Annotated in this window: 11 protein-coding genes and 2 pseudogenes; 6 read left to right on the plus strand and 7 right to left on the minus strand. The window is 63.2% G+C overall.

Annotation, left to right across the window (positions count from 1 at the left end; all coding sequences use genetic code 11):
* Window positions 1-77: 77 nt before the first annotated feature.
* Window positions 78-638, minus strand: a pseudogene (locus tag I6F20_RS38175) (TRAP transporter small permease); the annotation flags it as partial.
* 182 nt (window positions 639-820) lie between these two features.
* Window positions 821-1,591: a methyltransferase domain-containing protein gene (locus I6F20_RS19660; protein ID WP_225127476.1), complete on the minus strand. Its 771-nt coding sequence runs from the start codon at window positions 1,589-1,591 to the stop codon at window positions 821-823.
* Between the two features lie 162 nt (window positions 1,592-1,753).
* On the opposite strand from I6F20_RS19660, the pseudogene I6F20_RS19665 reads away from it, so the two are divergent.
* A pseudogene (locus I6F20_RS19665) lies at window positions 1,754-1,912 on the plus strand (SDR family NAD(P)-dependent oxidoreductase); the annotation flags it as partial.
* Window positions 1,913-2,186: 274 nt separating this feature from the next.
* Here I6F20_RS19665 and I6F20_RS19670 read toward each other — a convergent pair.
* The 4 genes from I6F20_RS19670 to I6F20_RS19685 form a co-directional block, all read right to left on the minus strand.
* Window positions 2,187-2,804 carry a DsrE family protein gene (locus tag I6F20_RS19670; protein ID WP_225127477.1) on the minus strand — a complete coding sequence of 206 codons (618 nt, stop codon included), beginning with the start codon at window positions 2,802-2,804 and terminating at the stop codon, window positions 2,187-2,189.
* 24 nt (window positions 2,805-2,828) lie between these two features.
* Window positions 2,829-3,458, minus strand: coding sequence for a hypothetical protein (locus tag I6F20_RS19675; protein WP_074447514.1), 630 nt, complete (start codon window positions 3,456-3,458; stop codon window positions 2,829-2,831).
* Window positions 3,455-4,498, minus strand: coding sequence for a TAXI family TRAP transporter solute-binding subunit (locus tag I6F20_RS19680; protein ID WP_157783996.1), 1,044 nt, complete (start codon window positions 4,496-4,498; stop codon window positions 3,455-3,457). Before I6F20_RS19680 ends, I6F20_RS19675 begins: the two co-directional genes overlap by 4 nt.
* A gap of 62 nt (window positions 4,499-4,560) precedes the next feature.
* A complete protein-coding gene (locus I6F20_RS19685) occupies window positions 4,561-6,180 on the minus strand; it encodes a coiled-coil domain-containing protein (protein ID WP_225127478.1) in 1,620 nt (539 codons plus the stop codon).
* A gap of 1,127 nt (window positions 6,181-7,307) precedes the next feature.
* Here I6F20_RS19685 and I6F20_RS19690 point away from each other — a divergent pair.
* The 4 genes from I6F20_RS19690 (at window position 7,308) to I6F20_RS19705 (ending at window position 11,018) form a co-directional block, all read left to right on the plus strand.
* Window positions 7,308-7,925: a hypothetical protein gene (locus I6F20_RS19690; protein WP_225127479.1), complete on the plus strand. Its 618-nt coding sequence runs from the start codon at window positions 7,308-7,310 to the stop codon at window positions 7,923-7,925.
* A gap of 440 nt (window positions 7,926-8,365) precedes the next feature.
* Window positions 8,366-10,105, plus strand: coding sequence for a SulP family inorganic anion transporter (locus I6F20_RS19695; protein ID WP_225127480.1), 1,740 nt, complete (start codon window positions 8,366-8,368; stop codon window positions 10,103-10,105).
* Window positions 10,106-10,296: 191 nt separating this feature from the next.
* On the plus strand, window positions 10,297-10,728 hold the full coding sequence (locus tag I6F20_RS19700; RefSeq protein ID WP_109144574.1) for a pyridoxamine 5'-phosphate oxidase family protein: 432 nt from the start codon (window positions 10,297-10,299) through the stop codon (window positions 10,726-10,728).
* A 14-nt stretch (window positions 10,729-10,742) separates the two neighbouring features.
* Window positions 10,743-11,018, plus strand: coding sequence for a hypothetical protein (locus tag I6F20_RS19705; protein ID WP_225127481.1), 276 nt, complete (start codon window positions 10,743-10,745; stop codon window positions 11,016-11,018).
* A gap of 157 nt (window positions 11,019-11,175) precedes the next feature.
* On the opposite strand, the gene cax is transcribed toward I6F20_RS19705, so the two are convergent.
* Window positions 11,176-12,279 (minus strand): calcium/proton exchanger, encoded by a 1,104-nt coding sequence (gene cax / locus I6F20_RS19710; RefSeq protein ID WP_225127482.1) that lies wholly within the window; start codon window positions 12,277-12,279, stop codon window positions 11,176-11,178.
* Window positions 12,280-12,702: 423 nt separating this feature from the next.
* Between cax and I6F20_RS19715 the strand changes: the two genes are divergently transcribed.
* Window positions 12,703-14,091 (plus strand): MFS transporter, encoded by a 1,389-nt coding sequence (locus tag I6F20_RS19715; protein WP_036004335.1) that lies wholly within the window; start codon window positions 12,703-12,705, stop codon window positions 14,089-14,091.
* Window position 14,092 lies beyond the last annotated feature (1 nt).

The raw sequence follows: 14,092 nt of genomic DNA on the forward strand, positions 1-14,092 counted from the left end.
ACCGGATCCGCCTCGACGCCCTCGACGCCCGCCATATCGTGATGCGGCAGCTCGCCGGTGCGGTAGAACGACCAGGCGACCTGCAGGAAGCGGAAGCACATCAGGCCGGAGCCGAGCGGGATGGTGAGATACACCATCCACATCGGCGCTTCCAAATCGTTGGACTGTTGGCCGCTGTGCCACATGTGGCTGACGAAGGCGGCTCCGAAATAGCCCACGATGGCGGTGAACAGCGCGCCGCACAGGAGGCCGAAGGTGATGATGCGACGGCGCGAGCCGCCGGGCAGGATGTTGACCAGCACGTCGACGCCGACATGGATGCCGGTCCGCACGCCATAGGCGGCGCCGAACTTCGCCATCCAGATGAACATGTAGATGCAGAGCTCCTGCGCCCATGACAAATCGAGCGCGGCAAGCCAGGCGAACGTCGCGCGCGCGGGCACCGCGAGGACGGTGAGGTTGCGGGCTTCCGCCCATTTGGCGAGGTCGATCGACAGCCCGGCGCCGTAACGGTGCACCACCGCGACGAAGATGAGCGACGTCGCAGCCGCGATCATCGTCGCGATCAGCCATTCCTCGAGATGATCGAGAAAGCGATTCAGCACACGCAGCAACTTGGTCCCCCCGGATTGGATCATTCAAGCGCAACGGCCGGGAGCGCAATTGCCCCCGACCGTTGGTACTGTTGTTATTGGGCCGCAGCCGTCGGTAACAACGAGAGCTAAGCGCTGCCAAGCTAACGTGATGACCGCCGGATGCGCAAGCCGGCATCCGCGCGAGTCCAAGGCAACGCTTGCTATGCCGCATTGCGGCAGCGCCATCAGCCTTTCCGTTGCGCGACCATGAAGAGGCGCCGGAACGGGAACAGCGTCTGCCCCGCCGCATTCTTCGGATAGGCCCTTGCGACGCGCATCCCGTAGGCGGCTTCGAATGCGGCCTTCTCCTCGCCTTGGATCACGTCGAGATAGCGCGTCAGCCAGGTGCCCTTGGTCCATTCCTTCACGGGATTGTCGCCTTCGAGCACCTGCAGGTATTCGGTCTCCCAGATGTCGATGTTGGCCGACATCGGCGCGAGCAGATCGTGATAGAAGGCCGGCCCTTCCACCGGCGGCCGGGTGACGAGATGCTCCACCTTGGACCGCCATGGGCCGTCGAGCGCAGTCTCGCCGATCAGCACATGCGAAGGCGCGAGGAAATTGCGCGGCATCTGCACCGCGAGCATGCCCCCGGGCGTCACCTTCTCCATCAGCGAGGGAAACAGTGCCGCATGATTGGGCAACCAATGCAGTGCGGCATTGGAATAGATCAAGTCGTACTGCCCAGCGGGACTCCAATGGCCGAGATCCTCATGTGACCATTCCACGTCAGGCGCGGCCTTGCGTCCTGCCGCGACCATCTCCGCCGAGCCCTCGACCCCGGTCACGCGTGCCTCCGGCCAGCGCTCCGTGATCAATTTGGTGACGTTGCCGGCGCCGGCGCCGAGATCGGCGATCGCGCGTGGGGCAAAATCGGGAATCCGCATCAACAGGTCGACGGCGGGCCGGAGCCGATGGCCGGAGAACTTCAGATATTGCTGCGGATCCCAGACCATCCTTCGACGCCTTTGTTCTTCGTATTTCCCTCGCCAAGGCTCTTGTCCTTCGGCAAGCCTCTTGGTTACCACTGCTCGTCCCGGTCGGGCAATTCGCAAGCCCGCGGGACAGAGCGGCAAACGAACAACAAAAAGCAGGCAGGACCAAGGGAGCGTGCGACCATGGACCTCGGGCTCAAATCGAAAACCGCTGTCATCACCGGCGCGAGCATCGGCATCGGCCGCGCCATCGCCAGGGGCCTCGCCGCCGAAGGCGTGCGCGTCATCGGCGTGGCGCGCCGTACCGATCTCCTCGCCGAGCTGGTGAAGGAGATTGCTACAAGGCAAGTGCACTCCCTCTCCCGCTTGTGAGAGAGGGCTGGGGAATGTTTCCGCAATGGGATAGCCCCGAGAGGAGAAAGCCCTGACCCGCGCCGGAGCCTGTCGTCGGGCGCGCCGTGGGCGCGAGCCGGTGGCGTGACCTCTCCCGCATCCGCCTTCGCCAAGGCTTCGGCTGACAAGAGCGGGAGAGGTTGCACCGAGCCCGTGGCAATCGATTCAACCTAAAGCCATTCCGCTCTAACTGCGCATCCGACAGCCTCATTGTCGCCGGACCTCACGGTTTGACGTAGCTCCAGCCCTGTTCCTGCAGCTCCATGACGCGGACGACACCCGATTTGACCACCGTCGCCTGCGGAATCAGATTGATGTCCTTGTTCTCCGCCTTCCGCATATTTTCCTGGGTGTTGCCGCAGGCTTTGAAGGAGATTTCGGGATTGCTCATCGCGAGCACCTCGATGCGTGGCTTTACCGGCGAGGTATCATCGCGCAGCATATGAAGACCGGGACCAAAGGTGACAATCTCGATTGAGACTGGTTCACCGAGATCGCGGTAATATTGCGCGACATTGGTGGCATTGTTGAGCGTGAGGCTCATCATCGCAGGTTCGTTGGAATTGACCTGCAATATCAGCTGGTGCGGCTTTTTGACGATCTCGGGTTTTGTCGCCTGAGCCATCGCCGCCCGTGTCGCAGCGGTTTGCTTGCTCGTGTGAGTCTGCCCCGGCTTGCTCACGTGCATCCGTCTAGTCGGTTGCTTCGGATCGCGTGCTTGATTCTTCTCGCTCATCTGCGGGATCAACTGGTTGTCCTGTTGCGCCTGCGCGCTTGGTTCGACCAGAAGCACCATCGCCAGGCCGCCGATGATTGCTATCGTCAACTTCGGATTGATCATCTCGTGTCTCCCGTTCCTTGACCATCACCTTCCCGGTCTGGCGACGCTATGTGGCCATTTGCATGCAGCCGCCATTCTCTTGCGCACGTTCTCGAATCCGCTGAGCAGGAACTGTCCGTCTTGCACCTGACCAGTGCGGGCGAAAAGGCGCACGACGATGTGACCCTCGTCGGGTAGCGCGTTCAGCAACTTTACGACGTCGCCCCCGAAAGCGACGCCGGAGCCGAATGACGGCGACGCCGCCGCGAGTTGCATCGGCGTGTCCGCATTCAGCCGAAAGGAGATGACGTATTCGTTGGCGCTCCGTGACAGCGCCGGTCCGGCGACCGTGACTTCCGTTCGGCCTTTGCGGCAGTGGATTGCGAGTTGCATCGTGGCTCCATCCGAGCCGCCAACCGAAAAGGTGGTGGCGGTGACGACGGGTGAATAGTCGACCGGCGAGGTGGTCTCGCTGATCAGCCAGCCGCCGTCTGACGCCCGCCGCCCGGGCGGCGGAATCTTACGTGACAGTTCTTGCAGGCATTCCAGCCGGCCCCGCCCTTCCATCGCCGAACAAGCCCGAAGTGATTCGACGGCATCGCCCGTGTCTTGCGCGTAAGCGATTCCGCAGGCTACGTTCAAGGCGACGGCGAACGGAGGAACGGCACTCTTCATGGCCTCGCCTGTACGCTGCGTGCCTTGCGATCCAGCCATTCCTGCGCAGCCGGGAAGCGGGTGAGCCCGGGGACGGACGCCGCGAGATTGATGGACTGCCATTTCGGATCGAAGCCTGGTGCCTGCAGGCGGTCAATCCGCGAGAACAGGTACTCGACGAGGCGCGCCACGCGTTGATAGCGGTTTGAGCGTGGCGGCCAGTTGAATGCAACGAGAGCCGTCGGCACGGCAAGAGTCGCAACCCGCTCACCCTGTTTGATCAGATTGGGATACTCGTTGGCGTTCAAGGTCGCCGGCAGATAATAGTCCTCGAACTTCCTGTCGTAATGGACCGGCAGGAACTTGAATCCAGCTTCCCAGCGGCCTCGCACGAAGGCGTCCACGGGCTTCGACGTGATGAACACGACGGCCGACATCTCCCCCTTGCGCATCTGTTCCAGGGCAAGCTGATGCGGAATGAACGTCTTGTCGACGTCGATGCCGAGGCGGCTGAAGATCAGCGGACCGGAATAGGCGGCTGCGGTGCCCTGAGTATTGAAGTTCACCTTCTTGCCGGCAAGGTCCTGCAGGCTCGTGATCTCCGGCCGCACGAAGATGTGCAACTCGGACGGAAACAGATTGAGCAGATAAGTGATGCGGCTTTGGATCTGCGGAACCTGAAGCTTGTACTCCTCGAGCGCGTCGGAATTGATGATCGCGGTATCGACACCACGCAGATAGAGCAGCGCATTCAGATTGTCGGTGGCGCCCCGGGTGACGATCGGCAGGAGATGCAGCTCTGCTCCGTCGTCGACGACACGGGCCATTTCTGCCGCGAGGCGGATCGGCGCGCCCTCGAGCAGGCCGCCGGCGAGCCCGACGGTCCAGGCGTTCATCCGGCCCTTTTCGCTCTCCTGAGGGAGCGGCCGTCGGAGCATTTGTGCATCGGCCTTGGCGGATCTTGCGGTTTGTGCTTCCAGGCAAGTCGTTTGAAGCAGCACGGCAATCGGCACCAGCGCGGCGAGCACGAGCGACGAGAGCGACCTTGGCAGCTTGTTCATGTCGTTCCTTTCCGGATTGCCCACCCTCACCACTCTTCCCGGCATGAATGCAAAGCCCACTCTCAGTGATGCAATGCATCCAGTCGTTCCTTGGCTCCGCGAATGCCGCTCCTCTGTGCCTTCGCGTAGAGCTCGCGCGCCTTGGCCGCCTCGCCGCGCGTTCCATAGGCACCCCAAGCCGACAGAACCGCCGGATCATATGTCTCCGCGAGCATGAAGGTCGCCTGCGCACTGTTCTTCTCAGCCGCAAGCTCGAGCACAATCCGCGCTGCACCGATATTGCCCTGATCGAGCAACGCTCTGGCACGCGGGATCAATCGGGCCTCCACCTCGTCCTGGCCTGGATTCGTCGGCGGCTCCGTTGCGGTCACGTTCGGCGCCGTCGACAAGGTCGGGCCGCCGTTTCTTTGCGCCGCCGGGGCGTGCTGATCGATAAGGCGCGATACCGAGGCGATCTCGCTCTCCCTGGCTTCAGTCCTGCTCCGCTCCCGCTCCAGCGACTGTCGCAGTTCGGCGATCTCCCGGTTCGCTGCCTGTCTCTGCTGCGAGGCTGCATCGTTCGCCTCGCGCAGATGCCCGTTCAGCGATTCGATGACGCCGCGCGTTTGCGCAAGCTTGCTCTCCAGCGCGGCAGCATGAGCCTGGGCCTCTTCGAGGGCACGGCGTTGTTGCTCGGCGTTCGCCGTTGCCGACCGCACGGCGTCCTCTTGTTGCGCGAGGGCTGCGTTCCTTTCGCGCTCCTGCTGCAAGGACTGCCGCAATTCCGCGATCTCCCCGCCCACCGCCTCGCTTTGCTCCGCCGTCGCACCGTCGGCCGTAGCCGATCCGCCAGTCATGCCGGCAAGCTCGCTCGCGAGGGCGGCGGCGCGTGACTGCGCCTCGTAGCGTTCTTGCTCAGCGCTTGCCGCTATCGCCTGCGCGGCGCTCACTCGCTTCGCCAGGACGGCGCTCTTTTCCCGCTCCTGCTGCAGGGACTGCCGCAGTTCAGCGATCTCCCACGCCGCCGCATCCCTCTGCTGTGCGGCCACCTCGTCCGCCTCGCGCGCCTGCGCGATACGAGCCTCTACTTCGCGGCGGGTTCCGGCAAGTTCGTCCGCGAAGGCGGCGCTGCGGGCTCGCTCAATTTGAAGAGACTGCCGCAGCTCCTCCGTGGCAGTTTCCGCTGCATGCGTGCGCTGGACCGCCTCTTCGAGCTCCCTGCGCGCGCCGGCCAGTTCACCGGAGAGCGCGTCACTGCGCCCGTCGGCGTCGAGCCGTGGTGGCGGGCCCGCCGCGCTTGCGGAGACCGCCTGAATCGGGGCCTCGGACATTTCGCTCTGAAGGAGTGCTGGCGATCCGGTCGCGAAGTGAGGCCGCTGGTCGAGGCCGGCGGCGCTCCCGCCGTCGATTCGAGTTGTTTCGGCAGTCGGTTGTGCGTTGAACGGGTCGAAAGCACCGAGCAGGGTCACCCCAGCGAAGATAAGGGCGACCAGAACGACAGCTGCAATGAGCGAACTACCCGTCTCCTCCGGATCGATATCCTCGGTCTCACCCCACCAATGGGTCCGTGAAGAGCGGAGCGCTGAGCCGTCCTTTGCGCCCCATCTGCCCGTCTCGGGCGACCCGTGACCGAGCTCCTCCGCCGCATCTTCTATTCGGGTGCTTTCTCGGTCCCTGGGTGCAGTATCGATTGATTGGCGCATGCATCACGCCTCTCTCAAGAGCAACTCCAATGGAGCGATCGCCCAGCCTGTTCGCATGGTTTCGGCACCCGATCAGAACACGCGTAGATAATGTGTTGCGGCGCGGCGACACGCCCAAATTAAATATAGCAATTAACTCAAATACATATAATTTTGACCATATTCAAAAGTCAAATTAAATATGCTCGTCGGATGCCGTTAAACACCTCATACATCGCATGGAATATAGGGCTGGCGCCCCGAATCTGCGTATCTGACCATGTTCTCGTCGCGTCTAGGCATGGAGGAATGACCATGCGCATTGCATTGCCGTATTTGGGAATTGGCGTCTGTTTGTCTGTTGCCAGCTGGTTGGTGCTCGGGCTTGTGCTCTAGCAGCGGTTTTCCGTAAGAACTCGGAATCGAACTGGGGTGGTCGCGCAAAATCACCGATCCAACGGCGCTTTGATCTTTGGCATGTTCCGATCGCGGTCGGCGATGTCCCTGCCGCGCGTGTCAATCAAATTTCATGAACCTTTGCTATGGTCATCAACACCCATAGGTTTAAGTCCATTCTGTTTCTTGGCCCAGCTGTTCATTTCCTGACAGTCATAGTTTAGGGCGCGTCATGAGTACTCGTGGTCAGTGCGACCGTATTGCGATTCTGCGTCAACGTGTTTTGTCGCTCAGCTCTCAACTGACGGAGCTTCAGAACCTTCGTACCCGCCTGGAAAAGGCTGAGGAACGACGAATGCGCAAACGTTCAAAAGTTACTGGTAGCTTGGCGATGCGACGCCGATCTTGGCAGTAGGCGAGTCGACAGCCCAAGCCCGCGTTGGGAGCGCCTCAAATTTCGAGGATCGTAACTCCCGGATGCGGGTCCTTCACTTGCCTCATCGCGCCCATGCCCGTTACACACCCAGGCGTGTCCCTTCAGTTGTTCTCGTGCCACCACAGCTGGCTCGAGATCGCCGAAACGGCCCGGCTTGACCGCATGAGTGCGTGCGCTCGTAGTGTTTTGGGCCTCGCGGGTGCGATACATCACGGGAGCGGTGATCCCGGTGGATGGGGGGCTTGCGGCGGTATCAGTTCTAGGAATTCATGCGATGCGTTCGACATTGAAGAGCGTGAGGGTTGGGGTCGGCCTCTTGATGCTCGTTGCCGCAGTTCACTTGACCTCCGCCGCGTTTGGCGAGGACAAGCAGAGCGCCGGCAGTCGAGATGACGCCGCTGCGTTCGATCCCATTCGGTTTGGAGGCAGAACGGATTTCCAGGTCTCAGCCCTCGCCGAAGTCCCGCGGCAGGTGGCGCGCGCGGCACAACGCGAAAACTGCGACGTCGAAAAAGGCATGAAACAGATTCCGCTTCGCTTCTTGGTCGAGAGAGAGCGCCGTCTCGTCCTCGTTTATTGTCAGTGGATCTTGGGAAGTCATCTCGTCTTCGACCTCAGGGACGCGCGCCACCCGAAGCTCGTCGTGTTTCCATTCCTCGCACAGAACACCGGGTTCGGCACCACGCCGCGGCCGGGCCTCATCACCTGGCGAAAGGAGGCCGGTGAGTTCGAGGCTGAGACCGGAACAGACATGTGTCCGAGCTCTCGCCTTCGTCACGTCTACCGCCTTGGAAGGACCGAAGGCTTTACCAGTGGCACCAGCAGCTTCGTGCTCGTCCGCGTGGATGTCACGGCGCGCGGCTGTGGGGGTGACCAGCCGTGGTCGACGGTGTGGCAAGCACCGAACTGGCCGGAGTCGATGATCGTGCGGTGAGGACGAACGTGAGGGATGGCCAGGTTATCGCACATGACTTGGCCGGTGCGCACGCCTCGTCCTTCGAGACGGCGCTTACGCGCCTCCTCAGGATGAGGCTAATCGGCGTCAGTGTCTTCCGAGACTGCAGCCACACACGCCCTGCTCAGGAGCCCGCCTGAGCGGGCGTCGCGAAGGATGGCACAGAAAAGGCTCTCGGCCCTTCGGTGGATGGCGGGTTGCGGTATCAGGTCTAGGAGCGAAGGCTCTCGTCTCAAGGATTGCTGCGCCGCGGAATAGTCGGGGTTACGGCAACGTTGATTTGCGTCAAGCGAGTGGTCGAGTCGTTGCGAGATCGTCGCGCGCTATCGGCGAGCCGACACGTGACTGCAGATATCCGTGTTGATCGTCTGTTGACCGGCGATCGCTTTGCATGGCGACCGGCCTTTGGAGTGCGCGCGGTGAACGTTTGGACGCGTTGGGTGCCCGGGATCGATACGCTTCGGTACTACGAAGCGGCCTGGCTTCGGCATGATGTCTTCGCAGGTCTCGTGCTGGCGACCATGCTTGTCCCGGTCGGAATTGCCTATGCCGTGGCGTCCGGTCTGCCGGGCATCCACGGCCTCTACGCGACCATCGTCCCGCTTCTGGCCTACGCGATGTTCGGTCCGAGCCGCATCATCGTGCTCGGACCGGACTCGGCGCTGGCAGCTGTCATCCTCGGCGTCATCGTCCCCCTGTCCGGCGGCGATCCGGTCCGCGCCGCAATGCTTGCCGCCATGATGGCGCTCGTTTCGGGAACGGTGCTCATTGTGGCCGGCATCGCACGGTTAGGGTTCGTGACGGAGCTGCTGTCCAAGCCGATACGGTACGGCTACATGAACGGGATCGCGCTGACCGTTTTGATCAGCCAGTTGCCAAAGCTGCTCGGCTTCTCGATCGAAAGCGAAGGACCGCTGAGAGACCTATGGGCGATCGCCGTTGGGATCGGTGATGGCAAGATCAATTGGGCCGCATTCGCAGTCGGATTTGGTACGTTGATCGTCATACTGCTGCTCAAGGACAGCAAGCGACTGCCGGGAATCCTGATTGCCGTCGTCGGAGCGACCCTTGTCGTCTCACTCCTTGATCTGGGAACTGGTTATGGTGTGAAAGTCTTGGGGCCACTTCCACAAGGTCTGCCGGCCTTCTCCATTCCCAGGATCGGCTATGGCGATCTGATCCCCGTGCTGGCCGGCGGCTGCGCCATCGCTCTGGTCTCGTTCGCCGATACCAGCGTGTTGTCGCGAACCTATGCTGCTCGTCTGGGCGACAAGGTCGATCCGAACCAAGAGATGGTGGGCCTCGGCGCGGCCAATTTGGCGACCGGCTTTTTCCAAGGCTTCCCGATCAGCAGCAGTTCCTCGCGCACGCCCGTTGCCGAAGCCGCCGGCGCCCGCACCCAGCTCACATGTGTCGTCGGCGCGTTTGCGATCGCGTTCCTTCTGTTGGCTGCGCCAAACCTGTTGCAGCACCTGCCGAATGCCGCATTGGCCGCCGTGGTGATCGCAGCCGCAATCGGCCTGATCGAGATCAGTGATCTCAAACGAATCTACCGGATCCAGCGCTGGGAATTCTGGTTGACCGTGCTGTGCTTCGTGGGCGTAGCCGTGCTCGGCGCAATTCCCGGAATCGGCCTCGCCATCGCGGTCGCCATTGCCGAGTTTCTGTGGGACGGCTGGCGTCCGCACTCCGCAATTCTCGGGCGGGCGCAGGGCGTCAAGGGCTATCACGACATCACGAGATATCCCGATGCCCGCCTGATACCCGGACTGGTGCTGTTCCGCTGGGACGCGCCGCTGTTCTTCGCCAATGCCGAGTTCTTCAAGGAACGTATTCTGGCCGCGGTCGAGCAATCGCCGACACCCGTGCGCTGGCTGGTCGTCGCCGCCGAACCGGTCACGAGCGTCGACGTCACCGCCTGCGACACAATTGCCGAACTGGACGAGGCGCTCCACGTCAGGAGCATCGAACTTTGCTTTGCCGAGCTGAAGGATCCCGTGAAGGACAAGCTGAAGCGGTTCGGGTTGTATGCGCAGGTCGGCGAAGCCCAGTTCTTTCCGACCATCGGCTCGGCCGTCTCGAGCTACCTCCACATCAACAATGTCGAATGGGAGGACTGGGAGGATCAGGTCGAGGTCGGTCGTCACGTCGGGTCTTGACGAGCCGGCCAGCGCGACAACCAGCGCAGGGCCGCACCTGCGGCCATTTTCGGCGAGCATGGCGGCCAACCGCCAGACCGACGCCGGCAATAAGCGAGTCATTGCTGAACCGCGGGCGCGCACTTCGTGCCCGGCTTCGGGGAACATGGGCCCAATCCAATCGTTGCCTCCGCTCCACTGGAGGAAAGTTCATGCCCAAGAAATCGCTCGCCGAAATCTCAAAGGAAATGGCCGGCATCGACATCGCCATTCTCTCGACGCACACCGAGAACGGCGAGATTGCCAACCGTCCGATGAGCAACAACGGCGACGTCGCCTACGACGGCACCTCGTACTACTTCACCTACGAACAGGCGCGAACGGTGTCGGACATCCAACGAAATCCCAAGGTAGCGCTCGGATTCTCATCGGAGGCGGGCCTATTCTCGAAGGGAATCTACCTCGCGGTCGAAGGGACTGCCGAGCTGATCCGCGACAAGGCCGCCTTCCAACAGCATTGGACCAGCGACCTCGACAAGTGGTTCGAAAACGGAATCGATACGCCGGGCATCGTCCTGATCAAGGTCAAAGCCAAGCGCATCACTTATTGGACGGGCCGCGAAGAGGGTGAGGTCGTGATCTGACTGAGGCGGTGATCGTGCGCCGATTCCTCGATTGGTTCTTCAGGAGCCGCGAAACCGGTGCCATCACCATCGCGCAATGGCCCAACCTCATTCTATGGATCGTGATCGTCGCGGGCCTTCTGCTTTGGATCTGGCCTTCCGCGGGAAGAGCCAGCGTCGCCCTGACAATCGTCTTTAAAAGCGGACTAGTGATTTGGGGCGCCGATGAGATTATCCGCGGCGTGAATCCCTGGCGGCGCTGCCTCGGCGCTGCGGTCGTCGTCTACGAGCTCAGCACGTTTGTGCCGTAAGGTGGGTTCGACGAAGCACGCCTAACCTTCGCGGTTTGCTGATCCCTGCGCATCGCGCCGCCATGCACCCGAGCTGACGCCGACGATCGCGGCCTGGAGCCGACATTTTCTCGTACGACCAATAGCCTGCCGGAGCGAGATCGAGGGGCACCGAACTTCACCCCTGCCCCGCCGGCGGGACCACGTACAGCGTCAGCGCGAACACGGAATAGATGAAGATCAGCAGGGCGCCGACGAACCAGGCCGAGCGCCCGCTGGCCGTGATGAAGGCCGACGTCACCGTCGCGATCATCATCATGGTGACCGCGCCCGGCCAGAACTGCAGGTCCATCGGCTTCGGCCCCACGACATAGCTGAGCAGCACCAAAGCGGGTGCGACGAACAACGCGATCTGCGAGGCGCTGCCGAGCGCAATGCTGACGGCCATGTCGAGCCGGTCCTTGCGTGCCGCGGCGAAGGCCACCGCGAATTCCGCGGCGGCGCCGACCAGCGAGACGACGATGAAGCCGACGAAGGCCGGGCTCATTCCGAAGGTTTCCGCCGCCTTCTGCACCGATTCCACGAAGATCTCGCTGACCAGCGCGACCAGCACGGTGACGACCAGCAGCGTGCCGACGGCCGTTCCGATCGGCCAGTGCGCCTCCTTGTCGTCGTCGCCGTGACCGGCGCTTGCGAACAATTCCTTGTGCGTTCGAAGCGAGAACAACAGGCCGAGCCCGTAAGCTGTGATGAGCAGGACCGAAATGCCGAGGCTGAGCTTGTTGAGGATGCCCCCGCCCTGCGGCAGGTGGTCGAGATCGGCGACCGCCGAAGGCGCAAGCAGCGCGACGGTCGCCATCAGCAACAGGCCGGACGAGAGCCGCGCACCGGCGCGGTTATATTCCTGCACATGATAGCGCAGGCCGCCCAGCAACAGGCAGGCGCCCAGCATGAACACCGCGTTGGTGACGATCGCGCCCGCGATCGAGGCCTTCACCAGCATGTACTGGCCGGCGCGCAGCGCCGTGATGGCGATGATCAGCTCGGTCAGATTGCCGAGCGTTGCATTGAGCAATCCGCCCACGGCATCGCCAGTCTTGGCGGCGACCGCCTCGGTGGCGTGGCTGAGCAGCGCCGCCAGCGGAACGATGGCCAGCACCGCGAGCACGAACAGCAGCGTGTGGGAATGCGGCGCCACCGCCTCGGCCACCAGCACGATGGGCACGAAGGCCAGCATCCAGAGCAAAGGGGTATTCCGGATTTCCCTGAGCAGAATCTGCATGTAGCCGCCCTTCCATCGATGCGCTGATGGAAAGTTCGGGCGGCCGCGCAGGTCGAGTGTTGATCTGTCTCAACGTCGGCGTGGTGGAGGCGGCGCGCGCAGGACGCGCATGCGGCCTGCTCCCGGCCGATCGCCGGCACGCTGGCATCCTGCCAGTGTTTTGCCCGACGGGTCAACTTGATTGCGGCTGCGACCGCCGTTTTCGACACGGCAGGAAAATGCCTTGTCGATCAAAGGGCCTCCTACTGTGCATGGGGTTGTTTTTCGACTCTTTTCATTTGGCCCTGCGCTCGCAGCGCAGCCGCATCGCCTGACCTTCGCGCATACACAGCATGCAAGCTTGCGCCTGTGGAAGCCGGCGCCTCCGTAGTACATGCCGAACGTCCCCCATGGCTACGCCGCCGGAGCAGCGCGCCAACAAAAATGACGATCACGTTACCTGCCGCCGCGCGCGAGCCCGACAATCCCACCGCCGACGGTCTTCCGTCGACGCAGCGGCGCTGGGCGGTTGCCGCGATCTTCACTGCGCTCGCGATGGCCTCGCTCGACACTGCCATTGCCAACATCGCCCTGCCCGCCATCGCCGCCGACCTGCACGTCACGCCGGAGCAGTCGGTCTGGGTCGTCAACGTCTACCAGATCGCGCTGGTGGCGACGCTCTTGCCGCTGGGAGCGCTCGGCGAGATCGTCGGGCACCAGCGCATCTATCTCGGGGGACTGATCCTGTTCACCATTGCCTCGCTGTTCTGCGCGGTGGCATGGTCGCTCGACAGCCTGTTGCTGGCGCGCACGCTGCAAGGGCTGGGCGCGAGCGGCATCATGAGCGTCAACACGGCGCTGGTGCGCTTCGTCTATCCCGGCCGCATGCTCGGCCGCGGCTTCGGTCACAACGCGCTCGTGGTCGCGACCGCCTTCACCTTCGGGCCCTCGATCGCCTCCGCCATCCTCGCCTTCGGCCCGTGGCCGTGGCTGTTCGCCGTCAACATCCCCTTCGGCCTCATCGCCATCGGCATCGGCTTTGCCATGCTGCCGAAGACCCCGCGCGCTGATCACGGCTTCGACTTGCTCGGCGCGATCCTGGCCACCGCCTGCCTCGGCCTGTTCATCACCGGCATCGGCAGCGCCGCGCACAATCTGTCGCCATTCGTGGTCGGCATCGAGCTGGTCACAGCCCTCGTGCTCGGCGTGATCCTGACCCGCCGCCACGCCGATCATCCCGCGCCGATGCTGCCGATCGACCTGTTCGCCAGGCCGATGTTCGCGCTGTCGGCGGCGACGGCGGTGTGCTCCTTCGCCGTCCAGGGCCTCGCCTTCGTCTCGCTGCCGTTCTATTTCGAGGATGTGCTCGGCCGCTCGCAGGTCGAGACCGGCTTCTTCATGACGCCCTGGCCGCTGGTGGTCGGCATCATGGCGCCGATCGCAGGCCGCCTCTCCGACCGCCATGCCGTCGGCCTGCTCGGCGGCATCGGGCTCGTGCTGCTCGGTCTCGGCATGGCGCTGCTGGCGACGCTGCCGCCCAATCCCGCCATTGCCGACATCATCTGGCGGATGGTGATCTGCGGCATGGGCTTCGGCTTCTTCCAGGCGCCGAACATGAAGGCGGTGATGGCAAGCGCGCCGCCGCACCGCAGCGGCAGCGCCTCCGGCATCGTCGCGACCGCGCGCCTAACTGGGCAGACCACTGGCGCGGCGCTCGCCGCCGCCTGCTTCGCACTCGCTGGCCACGAGGGCGCGACGCTGGCGCTGGCGCTCGGCGCGGGCTTTGCCGCGCTCGGCAGCGTGATGAGCTTCCTGCGGCTCGCCGTGAAGTAAG

Source organism: Bradyrhizobium sp. IC3123 (assembly GCF_020193625.1).
In the GTDB taxonomy this organism is placed as follows: domain Bacteria; phylum Pseudomonadota; class Alphaproteobacteria; order Rhizobiales; family Xanthobacteraceae; genus Bradyrhizobium; species Bradyrhizobium yuanmingense.